The organism is Pseudomonas iridis (assembly GCF_017980685.1).
In the GTDB taxonomy this organism is placed as follows: Bacteria; Pseudomonadota; Gammaproteobacteria; order Pseudomonadales; family Pseudomonadaceae; genus Aquipseudomonas; species Aquipseudomonas iridis.
This window is the reverse complement of the sequence record NZ_JACXXO010000017.1, coordinates 33087-50512: the sequence shown is the minus strand read 5'-3', so window position 1 is coordinate 50512 and position 17426 is coordinate 33087. Positions and strand designations below refer to the sequence as shown.

The following is a 17426-nucleotide window of genomic DNA, read 5'->3' as shown; positions in this document are numbered from 1 at the left end:
AGCTCCCCCTCTGCAGGCGTAAAACTTTGAAAGCAGCTTCTGTAAGGAATGGTCGGTAATTCTGGCTAAGTGGCCCACAACGCCACGCAGCGCATGAGTACGAGCATTTCGCGACGAGCGTCCCGGACACCCATTTGGGACCACTGATGAGGGTAATAACTGTGCTTGAAGCCTACCGCAAACATATCGAAGAGCGCGCAGCACTGGGTATCGTTCCCCAGCCGCTTAACGCCGAACAAACAGCCGGCCTGGTCGAGCTGTTGAAGAATCCTCCGGCTGGCGAAGAAGCTTTTCTCGTTGACCTGATCACCAATCGCATTCCACCAGGTGTGGACGAAGCTGCCTATGTTAAGGCCGGTTTCCTGTCTGCTCTGGCCAAGGGCGAAGTCTCCTCCCCTCTGCTGGACAAGAAGCGCGCTGTAGAACTGCTCGGCACCATGCAGGGCGGCTACAACATCGTGACCCTGGTTGACCTGCTGGACGACGCCGAGCTGGCGCCAGTCGCTGCCGCACAACTCAAGCACACCCTGCTGATGTTCGATGCGTTCCACGACGTGGCCGAAAAAGCCAAGAACGGCAACGCTCACGCCAAAGCCGTACTGCAATCCTGGGCTGACGGCGAGTGGTTCAAGAACCGCCCGACCCTGGCCGACAAGATCAGCCTGCGCGTGTTCAAGGTAACCGGCGAAACCAACACCGACGACCTGTCCCCGGCTCCGGATGCCTGGTCGCGTCCAGACATCCCGCTGCACGCCCTGGCCATGCTGAAAATGGCTCGCGACGGCATCGTTCCTGATCAGCAGGGCGCCATCGGCCCGATGAAGCAGATCGAAGAAATGCGCGGTCAAGGCTTCCCGATCGCCTACGTCGGTGACGTGGTCGGTACCGGTTCGTCGCGTAAATCGGCAACCAACTCGGTGCTGTGGTTCTTCGGCGACGACGTTCCTTACGTACCGAACAAGCGCGCTGGCGGTTTCTGCTTCGGCAGCAAAATCGCTCCGATCTTCTACAACACCATGGAAGATGCCGGCGCACTGCCAATCGAATTCGACGTTTCCAACATGCACATGGGCGACGTGATCGACCTGTACCCGCATGCTGGCAAAGTCTGCAAACACGGCACCGACGAAGTCCTGACCACCTTCGAAATGAAGACTCCGGTGCTGTTGGACGAAGTTCGCGCTGGCGGCCGTATCCCGCTGATCATCGGCCGCGGCCTGACCGAGAAGGCTCGCGCCGAACTGGGTCTGCCACCGTTCGATCTGTTCAAGAAGCCGGATGCCCCAATTGAAAGCACCAAGGGTTTCACCCTGGCGCAGAAAATGGTCGGCAAGGCTTGCGGTCTGGCAGAAGGCAAAGGCGTTCGTCCTGGCACCTACTGCGAACCGAAGATGACCACCGTAGGTTCTCAGGACACCACCGGTCCAATGACCCGTGACGAACTGAAAGACCTGGCGTGCCTGGGCTTCTCCGCTGATCTGGTGATGCAGTCTTTCTGCCACACCGCGGCTTATCCAAAGCCGATCGACGTGACCACCCACCACACCCTGCCTGACTTCATCATGACCCGCGGCGGCGTTTCCCTGCGTCCGGGCGACGGCATCATCCACTCGTGGCTGAACCGCATGCTGCTGCCGGACACCGTCGGTACCGGTGGTGACTCGCACACCCGTTTCCCGATGGGCATCTCGTTCCCGGCTGGTTCCGGTCTGGTCGCGTTCGCCGCTGCCACCGGCGTCATGCCGCTGGACATGCCGGAATCGATCCTGGTGCGCTTCAAAGGCAAAATGAAACCTGGCATCACCCTGCGTGACCTGGTTCATGCCATTCCTTACTTCGCTATCCAGAACGGTCTGCTGACCGTCGAGAAGAAAGGCAAGAAAAACGCCTTCTCCGGCCGCATCCTGGAAATCGAAGGCCTGGAAGGTCTGACGCTGGAACAGGCTTTCGAGCTGTCCGACGCCTCGGCCGAACGTTCGGCTGCCGGTTGCACCATCAAGCTGTCGAAAGAGTCGATCACCGAGTACCTGAACTCCAACATCACCCTGCTGCGCTGGATGATCGGCGAAGGCTACGGCGATGCACGTACTCTGGAACGCCGCGCACAAGCGATGGAAGCCTGGGTTGCCAACCCTGAGCTGATGGAAGCCGATGCTGACGCCGAATACGCTGAAATCATCGAAATCGATCTGGCCGACATCAGCGAGCCTGTGCTCTGCGCACCAAACGATCCGGACGACGCCCGTCTGCTGTCCAGCGTTGCTGGCGAGAAGATCGACGAAGTGTTCATCGGTTCGTGCATGACCAACATCGGTCACTTCCGCGCTGCCGGTAAACTGCTGGATCAGGTCAAGGGTCAGCTGCCAACCCGTCTGTGGCTGTCGCCGCCGACCAAGATGGACGCTCACCAACTGACCGAAGAAGGCTACTACGGCATCTACGGCAAGGCTGGCGCACGCATGGAAATGCCAGGCTGCTCGCTGTGCATGGGTAACCAGGCACGCGTTGAGCCGAACAGCACCGTGGTCTCCACGTCGACCCGTAACTTCCCGAACCGTCTGGGCGACGGCGCTAACGTCTACCTGGCCTCGGCCGAGCTGGCGTCGGTTGCTTCGATCCTGGGTCGCCTGCCGACCGTCGAGGAGTACATGGAATACGCTGGCAAGATCGACAGCATGGCGGCCGATATCTACCGTTACCTGTCCTTCGACCAGATCGCCGAGTTCCGTGAAGCTGCTGCGAACGCCAACATCCCGGTCGTTCAAGCCTAACGTTACAACGCCATGAAAAAACGCCGCCCATCGCGAGATGAGCGGCGTTTTTTTATGCCTGCAGAAGAGACGCCGCCTGCTCCGTCTTCATCGCTGGCAAGCCAGCTCCCACAGTGTTCTGCGTGATGCCCACCCCTGCGCAAACACCCGCAATCCCTGTGGAAGCTGGCTTGCCAGCGATAGCGGTGTGTCAGGTACCATCGTCTTTGCAGACGAAAAAAAACCGCTACACACATCGTGTGCAGCGGCTTTTCTGTTGATCTTGCTTTACATCGTCAGTTTGTAAACCACCGCCGAAATTGCCACAAGACCTACCACAGTGACAAACACGTTGGACGCTTGACCACGAAAGCGCGCCATGGCCGGCACTTTGCGGATTGCATACATCGGCATCAGGAACAGGATCGCCGCGATAACCGGGCCACCGATGGTCTCGATCATGCCGAGGATGCTCGGATTCAACGTCGCCACGATCCAGCACACCACCAGCATGAAAGCCGCCACGATGCGATCCAGCGCCTTGGCGCCGGGACGCTTGCCGCTCTTGATGATCAGACCTTTCAGACCTTCACTGGCACCGATGTAGTGACCGAGGAACGACTTGGAAATCGCCACGAACGCAATCAGCGGTGCCACGAACGCGATGGTCGGGTTGCTGAAGTGGTTGGCCAGGTACGACAGGATCGACAGGTTCTGCTCCTTCGCTTCAGCCAGTTGAGCTGGCGACAGGGTCAGCACGCAGCTGAACACGAAGAACAGCACCATCACCACCATCAGCAGGTGCGCACGGCAGAGAATTTGCGAACTGCGCTCATCGGCGTGGGTGCCGTAACGGCGCTTTTGATCGACCGCGAACGCCGAGATGATCGGCGAGTGGTTGAACGAGAACACGATCACCGGAATCGCCAGCCACAGCGTGTGCAGCAGCTCCGACGGCGCGGGGACTTGCGACACGGTGGTGAGGATGCCGCCGTTCCAGTGCGGAATCAGGTACACCGCGAGGAACAGCAGCGCGACGATGAACGGATAGACCAGCAAGCTCATCGCCTTGACGATCGCCTGTTCGCCACAACGCACCACAGCCAGCAACCCAAGGATCAGCACGAACGACAGCAGCGCGCGTGGCGGCGGCGTGATGTGCAGTTGATGTTCGAGGAAACTGGCGACCGTGTTGGTCAGGCCGACGCTGTAGATCAGCAGGATCGGGAAGATGGCAAGGAAATACAGCAGTGTGATCAGCGCGCCGGCCTTGATGCCGAAATGCTCTTCGACCACGTCAGTGATATCGGCGCCTTCGCGACCGGACAGCACAAACCGGGTCAGACCGCGGTGTGCGTAGAACGTCATGGGGAAGGCCAACAGCGAGAGGATCACCAGCGGCCAGAAGCCACCGATCCCTGCGTTGATCGGCAAGTACAGGGTGCCGGCGCCGATGGCCGTCCCGAACAGTCCCAACATCCAGGTGGTGTCCTGGCGATTCCAGCTCGAAAGTTCAGCGGGTGCTGCTGCATCAAAGCGCTCTTCGACGCTATTGGCCTGATCATTCATCCGGTCGGATCTCCGCATTCCGGTCACTTGCCACTCGGTCAGGACGCGTCGGAAAAACCGACAGACATGCTCCGGCCGAAACAGGGGCGCGATTCTCCGTGATAAATGAGCAGAAGCAAAGACTTAGCTGAGGAATGGTTGTGCGGAGCAGATGAGAGGGATGTCGTTTTTGGGAAATACGCTGTCGGTGCTGGGTATGTTCAGTGTCGCTTTCTGGCAAGCTCCAGCACCGAATGTGATTGGGAAAACCAGATCAGATCGATCGAGCCAGGAGGAATCCAAGTGACATGCAAAAGATGCCGAACCCCAGCATCCCCCAAATTGGATACATATCGTCCTTGTCCTTGATACGCATCTTCTCGACCCACTCATCGTGCTCTCGATCTAACTGTTCAATCATGGCCTTGCGGTCAAATGTACTCATGTTCATTTCCTTTTTGGGTCATGGTCTGACTGTTGTGAAGCGCGAACACTCAAAGCTTGAAAAAAACGCCTGCCACTGCAGTGATTGCGGTCACGACTCCACCCAATACTGCGAGTGGATACAAATTCGTCTCCCTCTCTAATTTTTTTGCTTCCGCTAGTAGCTTTTGTCTCTCGGCCGCGAGTTTCCGTGTTTCATTCATTAGCCTTTGGAGTTCCAGATTTTCGCGATCGTCCTGAAGCATGCGCCGTCCTTGGCTATTGGCACTGAATGCCCGAGCTACTTTGTGCCCTATGATTTCCTGTTTATCCCTGACCAGATAGCAGATGAATCCGGCGATTTCGTAGGCAAAATCCGCGAGTTGGGTAGGCTCGCTCATACAAAGTCGCTACTGAGATTGCAGCGGGCCAATCGCCCTGCCACAGCATGTGGTCTATTCCAGCGGCGCCCAGTTATCGAGTACTTGATTGACAGCCGCCCAACACGAGCAGCATGATCGACCTCATGAACCTTCGCTCGCTGCACCTCACCCGCACCACCACGACCGCCACCGGCGGGTCGTGGTGCTTGTGCCTGAGGTAAATCCAGCGCAGCAAACCCAAGGCCCCGCCAGCAATGGACGGGGCCTTGTTGTTTCTCCCGTCCGTGCGGCACACGCGTCCCGCCAGACACTCAAGGAGAAACACCATGTCGGCAGCACTGTTGATCATCGATATGCAGGTCGGTCTGTTCCACGGCCCGGATAAACCCCACGATGGCGAACGGGTTCTGGCCAACATCCAGCACCTGATCAAAAAAGCGCGTCAGCACAACGTGCCGGTTTTCGCCGTGCGCCACACCGGCCCGCAAGGCTCGCCGATTGCGGCTGGTTGCCCTTTCTGGCAATTGCTGCCGGAGTTGGAACTGGATGCAGAAATAGACACCCTCTTCGACAAATCCAGGCCCAACGCCTTCCACGGCACTGACCTCGCACAGCAACTCAAAAGCAAAGCCATCGAAGACCTTTATCTGGTCGGCATGAAGTCTCAATTCTGCCTCGATAGCACCTGCCGCGCCGCCGCCGACCTGGGCTTTAAACCGCACCTGATCGCCGATGCCCACACCTGCATGAACACACCGCTATTGTCCGCCCAGGCGATTATCGACCACCACAACGCAACCCTTGGCGCCGCCTTCGCCAGGTTGATCGACAGCGCCGACGTGACCTTCTGACGAAGTGTCCGCGCGCTCCCCGTTTCTGCTCCTACACTGGCTGAAACGGGGCAGCGCCCAACCATTGCCAAAGCGCTCTGGAATCAGCACTCTGCTACGACTTTCGCGACCGAACCACCAACGATCACAGGAGCCGCGCAATGCCCGCCACCGTTCTGGTACTGGTTGAAACCATCAATGACTATCTACCGATTCTGGAGCATCAGGGCTTTCACCTGATCCTCGCTCCCACGCCGGCCGAACGCGCCCAGGCCATCGCCACCCATGGCGCACGTATCGATGCCGTGCTGACCCGTGGTCCGCTTGGCCTGACTGCAGAGGAAATCGCCGCCCTGCCCGTGCTGAAAATCATCACGGTGATCGGTGCCGGTTACGAACAGGTCGACCTGCAAGCCGCCAGTGATCGTGGAATTACCGTGACCAACGGCGCCGGGGTCAACGCCTCTTCGGTGGCCGACCATGCGATGGCCATGCTGCTGGCATTGGTGCGCGATATTCCGCGCTGCGACGCCGCCGTACGCCGAGGAGAATGGCCGAAGATCATGCGTCCATCGCTGTCTGGCAAACGGCTGGGCATTCTTGGCCTCGGTGCGGTGGGGCTGGCGATTGCCAAACGTGCCAGCCTTGGGTTCGACATGCAGATCAGCTATCACAGCCGTCAAGTGCGCAGCGAGGTGCCTTATGCGTTCTGCTCGACTCCGACCGAACTGGCGCGAGCCTCGGACTTCCTGATCGTCGCGACGCCGGGCGGGATCGGCACGCAGCATCTGGTAACCCGTCCCGTGCTCGACGCGCTGGGCCCTAAAGGTTTTATCGTCAATATCGCGCGGGCCAGTGTGATCGCCACGGCGGATCTGATCACCGCCCTTGAACAACGGCGCATTGCCGGCGCCGCGCTGGATGTGTTCGACCATGAACCGCAAGTACCGGATGCGCTGAAAACCCTGAGCAACGTGCTACTAACCCCGCACGTCGCCGGTCTGTCACCGGAAGCCACCCAAGGCACCGTGGAGCTGGTGGGGAAAAACCTGGTGGCATTCTTCTCCGGCCAACCGGTGCTCACACCGATTCAGTTACCGCCGAAAATCAGCAGCCAGCGCGTGCACTAAAGCACGCCAAGCAATGTCCACAAGCGCCGCGATTCAGCATCGGCGCTGATCAACTCACCGAGCAATTCACTCAGTGGTTTGTTGCCCCACTCGACGCCGCGGCGGATCAGATACGGCACCGGGCTATGAGGTTCGGTGCGGGCAAGGTATTCGGCGATCAACAGCAATTGGCGATAGGCCTCTTCGCGATTGGCCGGCTCGCGAAACACCTGCGCGATGGGTGCCTCTTCGACGGATGGCGCAACGGCAGCAGGGACATCGACCTCGGGGGATGGCGGCGCCGGTTGTTGTGGGTGCATGGTGATGAACTCCTGAACCAGCTTCAGTAGCGCTTGAATGATTTCCTGCAAGGGGCGAAGTCCCGGCGCCTGATCACCCAGATAGGCATCGCTCCAGCTATCGAGCCGTTGCAGGTGTTGCAGGCTCAGCAGCAAATTGCCCTGAGTGCGTAACCAGAACGCCAGTGGCGTGACGCGAATCTGTTCGTTGAGTTTTTTCTGTTCGTTGCGCGCGGTTTCCGCTGAAGTCTTGGCGTTTTTGCTGTCGTTGGCCTGCACCTGCTGAACCTGCAAGCGCCGCCAGACTTCAAGGGTATAAGCCTCGAAATCGCTGTTACGGCTGCCGAATAAAGGCACGCGGGTGAGCAACACTTCACTGTACCGGCGCACCAGCCATTCCAGCGGAATAACCCGCCACGACTGGTCGCCATCCTCGGCGCGCGGATGCAAGTCCTCGGGGAAGCGCTCACACAGACCGGCGATCAGCGCCAGACTGCCGGGCAAGCCGTCCAGCGCCTGCAAATGCAGCCACGCTTCGCCGAGCCAGGCGCTGAGCATCAGATCCTTGCTGCGCTCCAGCAATAACGTCGTGGTGAGTTTCTCGACATCGGGCCAGTTCGCCCGCTTGAGTGTCGATTGCCAGACCCCGGTCGGCAGGCTGGCGTCATCCTCACGACGCAGGTCGCGCAACTGGTCGAACTCACGCTCATAGCGCAAATCGACGCCGCAAGGCGCGTCCGCACTGATCGGCGCGAGTAACTGATCAATCAGGTCCGGCAACGTAGTTGATGGCAGGCTCACAAGCCCTCCTTCTGTGATTCAAGGGCGGCGGTGCTGCCGGTTGCCTGAAACGGCGAGCGCGGCGCGCGGGTCGGCAACGGCGCAATCGACAACGGCAGTTTCGAACCTTGGCTCATCAACGAAACGCGCACGAACATCCGTGTGAATTCGCTGGTGACGCTGTCGGGGGCCCCCGTCACTGGCAAGCGCAGGGTCAACGGGAAGTCGGTGTAGTCCATGTTCGGCTGGCGCTGCACCGAGAAATGCGCGCGCATCAGCCGCAGCAGCGACCACGGCCCGCCATATTCCCAACCGGCTTCCAGATCACGCACCACCAGGTTCGGTTGCAGCGGGTCGTTGACCGGGCGCTCCTTGCCGTTGCGCGCCCAGCGCAGGGTCAGGCGAATCGGTTGGCCGACCAGCCAGCGCAGGTTCGGTTGCTCGGCCGGGACCGGATAATTGATTTGCTGATTGCCGGCAAGCAAGCCCCAGGCAATCACTTGATCGGCGCCCTGCTCGTCATCACGATCGGTGCGCCAACGCACGTCCAGTTCAACGCCGAGAATGCCGCTCTTGTCGCGCACAAACAACGGCGTCAGCCACGTGCTGGCCTGCTTCAGGCGATTGAGAAAATCAGCCGCGGCCGGGCGTTCTGGAGTCTGATTGGTGGCCAGTCCGGCCTGGGCGACCGGCAGGCGTTTGTCGATCAGTTGCAGAAAATATTCAACCCGCGCCGGATCGGCATCCTCCATCTGCACGCCATTGGCGAACGGAAAGCGATCGGCCAGGTATTGATTGAAGTAGCTGGCCAATTCATTCCATGCCGCCGCAGCCTGTTGGACTTGCAGCACCTGGCAACGCTGCATGGCTTGCTGTTGCAACTCCACCGCACGCATCGCCAACGTGCCGCGCCCCCCCGCAAGGGTGACCGTCTGCAACATTTGCAAGCAGGAATTGACGTCCATTTCGATGAAATCCCGACTGATCATTTGCTCGATCTGCGCCGGTGGACTGGCCGGATTGGCCTCTTTGTACCTAAGCAGTTCATCGTTGAGCGCACTGAATTGCGTGACCCGTTCGTAATCCAGCGCCGACAGATTGGCTTGCTGCGTCATCAGCCACTGCAACGAAGATGTGCGCCGTTCGGTGATGCCAAGCATGGTGTTGAATTGCTGCTTGAGACTCAGTTTCAGGTCCTGCACATCGCTGGCACCGAACAGTTGCAGGCCCAGGTTTTTCGAGCCGTCCCACTGACTGATTTCGGCACGTCCGCCAAACAGCGGCTGCTCTGTGATTTCATCCAGACCGCCGACAATCTGCGCCATCGCCCGGCGATTGAGCGCTGCTTGCAGGCGCGTGGCCAAGTCCGGCCGGTGCACCTCGATGAACGCCTTTTGCAGGGCCATGGCTTGCTCGGCCTGCACGTTGAACACCGCATAAGGATGCGCCTGATCGTTGTGATCCTTGAGGCTCAACCACATTGCCTGGGCGGCGGCGCCCTCGGCGGCTTTGAGCAGCGCGCCGCGATAATCCGGCGGGATGCGCGGTAATTCTTCAGCGATATAGCGGCTGTAGTCGGCGAAGTATTTCAGTGATTCATTGAGGTCATCGCCATCCACGGTCTGGCCCTGCAAGTTGACGTTGTCTTCGCTGGCACGCAAGGCCGCTGAAACGAAGTCACGCTTGAACAGCGCCTGTATCGCGTTATCGAGCTTCACCACTTGCTCTTGCAGCGCCAACTGCCCACTGGCCTGCTGAACGAGAAGATTGTCGCGCGAGCCGACCTGGGCGATCCATTGATCACGGAAACTCTGCTGCAAGCGTGTCGCTTGCGTGTCAAGGTCCTGTTGCACCTGTGGCCCCAACAGCGAACTCTTGCCAACCTTGTCGAGGAAGTCTCGATAACCCGGCACGAGCTCCTGGCCCTTGCCGCGGCTCCAGGTCGAATTGGTCAGGGTAATCGCCGCTTGCAGATCGTCGACCAGCGCGGTCAGGTCTTCTAGCTCGACCAGGCTGTTACCACTGCCGGCCTCCAATTGATCCAGGTGCAACTTGAGATAACCGGCCTTGCTGACAAAGTTGTCGGCGAGGAAATATTGATCGAGCCAGCGCTGCATCAATCCGGAGAAATTACTGACGATCAACGGCCGGTCGGCGCTCAGGTCAAGGGCCTGCAAGCTGCCGTCCTCGCCCGCCACCAGCAGACGATTGTAGAAAGGCGCATACGCCAGGGTGCCTGCGTTGAGGTTCAGCGACAGCGCGTTGTTGCTCAGTTGCACCAGATCTTCCAGCGGTGCGCGCTGATTGTTTTGCACTTGATTGAACAGTTGGTTTTGCTGTTCAAGACGCAGTGCCCGATTCACCAGATCGGTTGCCTTTTGATAGTTCTGCCACTGCGCCGGGTCGTCGCCTTCGAGAGTGCTGCGCCGATCAGTGCTGCGGATCGCCTTGATTTGCGCCAGCTCCGCGCTCAGCAGTTGTTGCAGAGGCAAGATCATATGGCGCCGGGTGGACTGAAAAACTTCCTGCTCGAGCTGGTTATCGAGCGAGGAAAACCACGACGTCGGAAACACCAGCGAAACGTAGTTCCAGTGCGGGGCGCGTTCCAGTACCCGCCAGAAAGCCTGCACGTTACGCCGGGTCGAATCGATTCGCTGCGCCTCATCGGTGACCGCCACGTAACTCTTCTGCGCGCCCTGCATCTGCCGCGCCAGTTCATGGGCATCCCTGACCGATGCGTGCCAGACCCACAGCATCGCCACCGCCCAGACCACACCCACCACCAGCGCCACCCCGGCAGTCAGCCGTTGCCAACGTTGACGCAGGCGCAGCAAGCGCGGCACACCGTGCGCCAGCCCCTGCTCGCCAACCAATCGCTGGTGCCACAATTGCCGGGCGAACGCGCTGCGCTGCAAGCCGCTGTCTTCCACGCCAAAACCATTCTGCGCGTCTTCACCCGCGACATTGGCGGTGAAATACACGCCGCGAAAACACGGCGCCTCGCCTTGCGCATTGCCCTGAAATACAGGCTCCAGTACGTTCTGCAAACCACGCCGCAAAGTCTCGAGACGGTCCGGCAAGGCATACAGATCGGCACTCAATTGCCCCGACAACGTACCGATTTCAATCACGGCTTCGGCCACGGCGCGGTGCAGATGGTCCAGCGCCTGATCACTCCACGCACCTTGCCACACGGCGTCACGCGCATAGGGTGACGACCAGCCCAGCGTGGCTTCGCGAGCCTCCTGCGGCAACGCACTGATCAGTTCCTGAAATCCCGGCAATTCCTCGAGCCCGGTGACGATCACATAAACCGGGACGCTCAGGCCGAAGCGTTGCAGCAGGTCGATAAAACGTCGACGCGCGGCCAGACCCAACTGCGTCGCTTGTTCAAGATTGTCCAGGCGACTGACCGGCACCGTCCAGATCACCGCGTCCAGCGGCCGTTTGCTGCGCAAGCGCAGGATCAGGCCGAGCAGCCGCCACCAACTGCCGCGCTGCAAATGCATGCCGTCGTCCGGCAGGAACAATGCCTGCGGTACCACCAGCACCGCGCCTTCGGGGTCCGACCACCAGCGCCCGAACCACGCCGGTTTGTCGGTCGGCTGCAAACGCCACTCGGTGACCAGTTGCGTACCCTGGACTTCGTCACCGAGCATCAGCAGCCATGGCATCTGATAGCGGTCGAGATTGCCCTGGTCGCGCTCCATATGGCGCACCGAGGCATAAAAACTGCGGATCGCCGCGCCGCTCTGCGTACGCAGCCACCACACCGCCACGCCGATGATTACCAGCACCAACACAATGGCGACGACCCACGCGACAATCGTCAGCGGGCTCATGAGTCTTGCTCCGGCGCATCCACCACGTCGCTGGTTTGCAATACCGGCGCCAACTGTTGGCCGATGTCACGCCACAACCAATGCCCGAGCCCGGTGAGTAACAGCACGATGGCCAGAATGCCCAACGCCAGACGAAAGCCATCCGGCAGCGCGGTGCGCACCGGCATCTGCAACGGTATCGCCAGCGAGGGCTGCGCCAGTCGGCGGCTGACGTCGGCGTACGTGGCTTCGGCTTGCCAGGCAAAGTTGAACAGCGCCAACCGCCATTTTTCCAGTTGTGCCTGGCTGTGCTCGCCGCGCAGACGGCCATGGAAGCCGAGGATCAGGCATTGCAAATACACGTTGGCCAGATCGCGGGTGGTCGGTTGCTGCTCGTCGAGCAGGGCTTGAATCGCCGCCGGCACCTGCTCGCCAGCCTGACGACTGGAATACAAGCGCGACTCCAACGGTTTGTCCTGCCATGCGCCCTGCCCCGGCCAAGGCGTGAACAACAGGGTTTCGTCGACCAGTGCGACGAACGCATACACCACGGCTTTGACCTGTTCGGTGGCCGAGTCGCCGACCCGTGAATACGCGGTGCGCCACAGTCGTTGCGAGGCCTGCGTGGACAGCTCGACCACGGTTTCCACCAATGCCGCTTCGTCCTCGCTGTCCTTGGGCAACTGCAACCAATCCTGTTGCCATTGCTGCCACGCCTGCCGGAACGCGCTGCTCAACGGTGCGTCCTGCAACCCAAGGCTTGCGGCACTTCCTTGCGACATACGGCGTTCCTTGTGTGATCAGGCACTTTCGCTGTTCTGGGCGACAAACAGCACCACTTGCCACGGGCTGCTGGTCAGCTTGGCTGCTGGCGCGGCAATCATCAGTGGCAGTTGCGCATCGAACCACGCGCCTTCGGCCGTGATCACGAACAGTCGCGTGTCCTCACCGACGCTATAGGCCACTTGCTCGGTGCGGCTCATGGCCTGGTGCGTCAAACCGCTCATGCGTTGGCGACTGAGCAAGGCAATGTGCGGCGCAGAAGCGATGATCGCGCCGCGCAACCAGTCAATCGCCGCTTGCTCGCTGGCGCCGTTGGGCATGCGCAAACCGATAACCAGGCGCTGGCTCGGCTGTTCGTCCGGCAACTGGATCGAAAAGCTCTGCTCGCTGCGTTCGAACGGCAGGCTGCGGTAGCCGGCGCGGATCAGTTCGAGGGTGCTTTCGAGCCATTGCAGCACGGTGTCGTAACCGCGCTGCAACTCGAGAAAATCCAGCGGCGCGAACGCCGGCACTCCGGCCAGCGGATCGAGCGCCGACCACGCGCCGGCAAGGCCCAGCAAATGCACATACAGGGTTTGCGGGTGCGCGATGCGGCTGTTCAGTGTGCCTTCGACTTCCGGCAGGCGCGCCCACAACGCGGTCAACTGCCGACGGATTTCCAACGCATCATCCTGATTGCCGGCCTGTTGCGCCTGACGCAGGCGACCGCCGAGAAACAGACATTTTTCCCGCGCCCGTGCACAGAGCCCGGCGATGCGTCGACCGAGGGCAGATTCCGGCAACAGGACGGGCGTCGGCGGTGTGTAGGCCAACGGCAGAAAACCGCCGCCCTCCTTGCGGATTTTCAGCAACGGCAGGCAGATTGAGTCGGCTCGGTTCAGTTGCGTGCACAGGCGTGGATTGGGGCGCCACACGGTGATCGTTTCGGGGAACTGGCCGCTGGTGAGGTCCGGCAACGCCTCACCGACCACCGATTGCAAACGGCCCCTGAGCGGCAGCAGTTGCCCGGCGCGCCACATCGGGCTGATCGCCAGATACACGGTGACAGTGGCATCGTCAGTGGCCTCGATCGCCGCGCTGACATCCAGCTCCAGCGTCTCGCCGACACCGGCCTGCACATCCACCGGCAAGCCGTCGGGCAGCGTGCCTTGCAGCGACAGCACCCGCACTACGCCAGCACTCAGCGCCGAAGGGTCGAACTCCATGTGGCTGACGCCCCAGAACCACGGGTTGCACGCCTGCGCCAGATGCGCGCCGAGCGCTTCGGCCCGCAGCCCCTGCAACTGAAAATGCTGCGGCAGCAATTGCATGCCTTCGTGCCAGCAGACCGCGTCAGGTAGCAGACTCATACGACTCCCTTCGACCCTGTCGCACGCCGGCGGCGGGCGGTTTTTTTCAGTTGTCCTGGCTGACCAGATTCATCTCGCGACTGTCGAATTTCAGCCACGCCTCGCGCTGATCGTCGAGGCGTAATCGGTGCGCTCCGGGAGTGTTATAGCTGGCGAAGACTAAAAGTCCAGCGGCCTTCTTGCCCTCCAGCGGGAAAGGCTGACGGTCGATGAATTGCCCCGGCACCAGCTCCAGTCCCCACACGCTCATCAGTTGACGATAGTCGCGTTGATACTGCTCGCGTTGAGCAAACCACTGACTGGCATTGATGCCGGACAGTTGCTTGAGCAGGTCGGGGTCATTGACCGCGATGAAATCCACGGCAATCGGCGTGTCGTCATTGGCCTTCGGCGCGACGTCAAGGATCAGGCTGTCGAGGTCCACCTTCGGCCCGAAGAAGGAACAACCCGCCATCAGTACAAACACCCATGTTAGAAAAAATCGTCCAGGCAAAATGAATTTTCCTTTTCGTGATTCTGTCCAAAAATGTTTTCGCTTGCTTTTTTATAGACCTGTTCTAGCGTCTTGGGTAGTTCGGTTCCTACAGCCGAATCCAAGAAGGTTTGTCAAAGGAACGACAGGTCATCTGCCTCCCTTTCTAACCTACGGTCCAGCAAGGGAAAGCGATGAACGGGCCACCCCGATGCATTGCGCCCGCTCATCGCATCGGAGTTCGCCGACATGGCAGAAAGTACGCAACACAAGCTCGACCGGGTGCGTCCGCCCCGGGTGCAAATCACCTACGACGTCGAAATCGGCAATGCCATCGAGAAAAAAGAGTTGCCGCTGGTCGTCGGAATTCTTGCCGACCTGTCCGGCAAACCGCTTGAGCCACTGGCAAAACTGACCGAACGACGTTTTACCGAAATTGACCGCGACAACTTCAACGAAGTGCTCGCCTCAATTGCCCCCCGCGCCACGCTGCAGGTAAACAACACCCTCAGTGGCGACGACAGCAAGCTGAACATCGAACTCAATTTCAAACACATCGACGACTTCGACCCGGTCAACGTGGTGGAGCAAGTCACGCCGCTGCGGCGCCTGTTCGAAGCCCGCCAGCGCCTTCGCGACCTGCTGACCAAACTCGACGGCAACGATGACCTGGACAAGTTGTTGCGCGACGTGATCGCCAACACCGAAGGCCTGCAGGAAATCAAATCGGCTCGCCCGGACACCGCTACCCCGGCCCCTGACGCCGGGGCCCCGGCCGAACCGCAAGCCTGATCGTCCACTTGAATAGAGGGAGAATTCGCCATGCCCGCCGCCGCCAAGAACCCAGCCAGCGACAGTACAACCGAGACACTTTCCCTGCTTGACCAGATCATTCTCGACGGCCGCATGGCCCACGATGACAGTCAGCAGGATTACGCCCGCGACATGCTCGCGGAGTTCGCCACCCAGGTGCTTGACGAAGGCATGGCCATCGACAAGGACACCGTGGCGATGATCAACGACCGCATCAGCCAGATCGACGAGCTGATCAGCGCCCAGCTCAACGAGGTGCTGCACCATCCCGATCTGCAAAAACTCGAAGCCTCATGGCGCGGCCTGCACATGCTGGTGAAGAACACCGAAACCAGCTCCCGGCTGAAACTGCGCCTGCTCAACGTCACGCAGAAAGAGCTGCAAAACGACCTGGAAAAAGCCGTCGAATTCGACCAGAGCGCGCTGTTCAAGAAGATCTACGAAGAGGAGTACGGCACCTTCGGTGGCCACCCGTTCAGCCTGCTGGTCGGTGACTACACCTTCGGCCGGCACCCTCAGGACATCGGCCTGCTGGAGAAACTGTCGAACGTCGCCGCCGCTGCACACGCGCCATTCATTGCCGCCGCCAGCCCTCGGCTGTTCGACATGAACAGCTTCACCGAACTGGCGGTGCCGCGTGATCTGTCGAAGGTGTTCGAGAGCCAGGAGCTGATCAAGTGGCGCTCGTTCCGTGAGAGCGAAGACTCGCGTTATGTGTCGCTGGTGCTGCCGCACTTCCTCCTGCGCCTGCCTTACGGCCCGGATACTTCGCCGGTGGAAGGCATCAACTACGTCGAAGACGTCAATGGCACCGACCACAGCAAATACCTGTGGGGCAACGCCGCATGGGCGCTGTCGCAACGCATCACCGAAGCGTTCGCCAGGTACGGCTGGTGCGCGGCGATCCGTGGCGCTGAAGGCGGCGGCGCGGTGGAGGGCTTGCCGGCGCACACCTTCCGCACCAGTTCCGGTGATTTGTCGCTCAAATGTCCGACAGAAGTGGCGATCACCGACCGCCGCGAAAAAGAGCTCAACGACCTCGGTTTCATCGCCCTGTGCCACAAGAAAAACAGCGACGTCGCCGTGTTCTTCGGCGGCCAGACCACCAACAAATCCAAGGTCTACAACACCAACGAAGCCAACGCCAATGCACGGATTTCGGCGATGTTGCCGTACGTACTCGCCGCGTCGCGTTTCGCCCATTACCTGAAGGTGATCATGCGCGACAAGGTCGGCAGCTTCATGACCCGTGACAACGTGCAGACCTACCTCAACAACTGGATCGCCGACTACGTGCTGATCAACGACAACGCGCCGCAGGAAATCAAGGCGCAGTACCCGCTGCGTGAGGCGCGGGTAGATGTCACCGAGGTGGCCGGCAAGCCAGGTGCCTATCGGGCGACGGTGTTCCTGCGCCCACACTTTCAGCTTGAGGAACTGACGGCGTCGATTCGTCTAGTAGCGACATTGCCGCCGCCGGTTGCGGCCTGACCTGACTGCCCCCGCCGCCCGCGCGGCGGGGCACCGCACTATTTATCCAGCACGACACCTTTCAGGAGTTTCAAGCGATGGATGCAATCATTCTCGACCTCGGCGGCGACATCAAAGGCGATAGCCTGCTCGAGGGTTTTGCCGACAAGATCGAAGTCATGTCCTACAGCCACAACGTGGCGATGCAGGTGACCAACGACGTCAGCAACTCGGAGCGAACCTCCGGCAAACCGCACATCGGCGAGTTCACCGTGACCAAGTTCGTCGACAGCTCGACGCCCTCTCTCAACGAATATTGCTGCGCCGGCAAACCGATCCCCGAAGCCATCATCACCATCGGTCGCAACGCCGCCGAAGGCAGCGGGCAGTTGATGCCCTTTATCGTCTACACCCTGACCAACGTGGTGCTGTCGAATGTCAGCGTCAGCGGCGGCACCGGTGGCAAACCGGTGGAAACCGTGTCGCTGAACTTCACCAAAATCAAATGGGAGCTCACCGCGCAGAAAGACGACGGCACCAAGGAAGGCACCGCCGCGTCGACGTGGGACATGGCCGCCAACAAGCTCGTCAGCTAA

At 60.3% G+C, this 17426-nt stretch carries 14 protein-coding genes; 6 read left to right on the top strand and 8 right to left on the bottom strand.

The features are described from left to right. Positions 1-161: 161 nt before the first annotated feature. Positions 162-2771 carry a bifunctional aconitate hydratase 2/2-methylisocitrate dehydratase gene (acnB, locus tag IEQ42_RS22375; protein WP_210705347.1) on the top strand — a complete coding sequence of 870 codons (2610 nt, stop codon included), beginning with the start codon at positions 162-164 and terminating at the stop codon, positions 2769-2771. 267 nt (positions 2772-3038) lie between these two features. Here acnB and IEQ42_RS22370 read toward each other — a convergent pair whose 3' ends face one another. The 3 genes from IEQ42_RS22370 to IEQ42_RS27810 form a co-directional block, all read right to left on the bottom strand. Then, positions 3039-4319: an HAAAP family serine/threonine permease gene (locus IEQ42_RS22370; RefSeq protein WP_210705346.1), complete on the bottom strand. Its 1281-nt coding sequence runs from the start codon at positions 4317-4319 to the stop codon at positions 3039-3041. A 253-nt stretch (positions 4320-4572) separates the two neighbouring features. Next, a complete protein-coding gene (locus tag IEQ42_RS22365) occupies positions 4573-4743 on the bottom strand; it encodes a hypothetical protein (protein WP_196304163.1) in 171 nt (56 codons plus the stop codon). 49 nt (positions 4744-4792) lie between these two features. Continuing rightward, positions 4793-5122: a hypothetical protein gene (locus tag IEQ42_RS27810; protein WP_395593712.1), complete on the bottom strand. Its 330-nt coding sequence runs from the start codon at positions 5120-5122 to the stop codon at positions 4793-4795. Positions 5123-5430: 308 nt separating this feature from the next. Between IEQ42_RS27810 and IEQ42_RS22355 the strand changes: the two genes are divergently transcribed. Then, entirely contained in the window at positions 5431-5955 is a 525-nt protein-coding gene (locus IEQ42_RS22355) for a cysteine hydrolase family protein (protein WP_210705269.1), read from the top strand. A 140-nt stretch (positions 5956-6095) separates the two neighbouring features. Further along, positions 6096-7064: a 2-hydroxyacid dehydrogenase gene (locus IEQ42_RS22350; RefSeq protein WP_210705267.1), complete on the top strand. Its 969-nt coding sequence runs from the start codon at positions 6096-6098 to the stop codon at positions 7062-7064. Here IEQ42_RS22350 and tssA read toward each other — a convergent pair. The 5 genes from tssA to IEQ42_RS22325 are packed head-to-tail and all read right to left on the bottom strand — an operon-like array spanning position 7061 to position 14529. Beyond that, positions 7061-8143, bottom strand: coding sequence for a type VI secretion system protein TssA (gene tssA, locus IEQ42_RS22345; RefSeq protein ID WP_210705265.1), 1083 nt, complete (start codon positions 8141-8143; stop codon positions 7061-7063). The two genes, IEQ42_RS22350 and tssA, sit on opposite strands and share 4 nt — an antisense overlap. Beyond that, a complete protein-coding gene (locus IEQ42_RS22340; RefSeq protein ID WP_210705263.1) occupies positions 8140-11964 on the bottom strand; it encodes a type VI secretion system protein in 3825 nt (1274 codons plus the stop codon). The genes tssA and IEQ42_RS22340 overlap by 4 nt, the downstream gene beginning before the upstream one ends. Then, positions 11961-12725 carry a DotU/TssL family secretion system protein gene (locus IEQ42_RS22335; RefSeq protein ID WP_210705261.1) on the bottom strand — a complete coding sequence of 255 codons (765 nt, stop codon included), beginning with the start codon at positions 12723-12725 and terminating at the stop codon, positions 11961-11963. Before IEQ42_RS22335 ends, IEQ42_RS22340 begins: the two co-directional genes overlap by 4 nt. Positions 12726-12743: 18 nt before the next feature. Further along, positions 12744-14075 (bottom strand): type VI secretion system baseplate subunit TssK, encoded by a 1332-nt coding sequence (gene tssK, locus IEQ42_RS22330; protein ID WP_210705258.1) that lies wholly within the window; start codon positions 14073-14075, stop codon positions 12744-12746. Positions 14076-14121: 46 nt separating this feature from the next. Further along, entirely contained in the window at positions 14122-14529 is a 408-nt protein-coding gene (locus tag IEQ42_RS22325) for a type VI secretion protein (protein ID WP_395593714.1), read from the bottom strand. A gap of 267 nt (positions 14530-14796) precedes the next feature. Between IEQ42_RS22325 and tssB the strand changes: the two genes are divergently transcribed. From tssB to IEQ42_RS22310, 3 genes are all read left to right on the top strand, one after another. Next, complete coding sequence (tssB, locus tag IEQ42_RS22320) at positions 14797-15339, top strand: type VI secretion system contractile sheath small subunit (protein ID WP_150602868.1); 543 nt, start codon at positions 14797-14799, stop codon at positions 15337-15339. Positions 15340-15369: 30 nt separating this feature from the next. Continuing rightward, positions 15370-16851 carry a type VI secretion system contractile sheath large subunit gene (gene tssC, locus IEQ42_RS22315; protein WP_210705254.1) on the top strand — a complete coding sequence of 494 codons (1482 nt, stop codon included), beginning with the start codon at positions 15370-15372 and terminating at the stop codon, positions 16849-16851. Between the two features lie 77 nt (positions 16852-16928). Further along, the gene (locus IEQ42_RS22310; protein ID WP_150602870.1) at positions 16929-17426 is read left to right on the top strand and encodes an Hcp family type VI secretion system effector; all 498 of its coding nucleotides are present in this window, start codon (positions 16929-16931) and stop codon (positions 17424-17426) included.

Bases quoted from the DNA above. Each gene is read 5' to 3' on its own strand.
- IEQ42_RS22370 (WP_210705346.1), bottom strand. From the start codon at position 4,319: ATGAATGATCAGGCCAATAGCGTCGAAGAGCGCTTTGATGCAGCAGCA.
- IEQ42_RS22365 (WP_196304163.1), bottom strand. From the start codon at position 4,743: ATGAGTACATTTGACCGCAAGGCCATGATTGAACAGTTAGATCGAGAG.
- IEQ42_RS27810 (WP_395593712.1), bottom strand. From the start codon at position 5,122: ATGAGCGAGCCTACCCAACTCGCGGATTTTGCCTACGAAATCGCCGGA.
- IEQ42_RS22355 (WP_210705269.1), top strand. From the start codon at position 5,431: ATGTCGGCAGCACTGTTGATCATCGATATGCAGGTCGGTCTGTTCCAC.
- IEQ42_RS22350 (WP_210705267.1), top strand. From the start codon at position 6,096: ATGCCCGCCACCGTTCTGGTACTGGTTGAAACCATCAATGACTATCTA.
- IEQ42_RS22340 (WP_210705263.1), bottom strand. From the start codon at position 11,964: ATGAGCCCGCTGACGATTGTCGCGTGGGTCGTCGCCATTGTGTTGGTG.
- IEQ42_RS22335 (WP_210705261.1), bottom strand. From the start codon at position 12,725: ATGTCGCAAGGAAGTGCCGCAAGCCTTGGGTTGCAGGACGCACCGTTG.
- tssK (WP_210705258.1), bottom strand. From the start codon at position 14,075: ATGAGTCTGCTACCTGACGCGGTCTGCTGGCACGAAGGCATGCAATTG.
- IEQ42_RS22325 (WP_395593714.1), bottom strand. From the start codon at position 14,529: ATGGCGGGTTGTTCCTTCTTCGGGCCGAAGGTGGACCTCGACAGCCTG.
- tssB (WP_150602868.1), top strand. From the start codon at position 14,797: ATGGCAGAAAGTACGCAACACAAGCTCGACCGGGTGCGTCCGCCCCGG.
- tssC (WP_210705254.1), top strand. From the start codon at position 15,370: ATGCCCGCCGCCGCCAAGAACCCAGCCAGCGACAGTACAACCGAGACA.
- IEQ42_RS22310 (WP_150602870.1), top strand. From the start codon at position 16,929: ATGGATGCAATCATTCTCGACCTCGGCGGCGACATCAAAGGCGATAGC.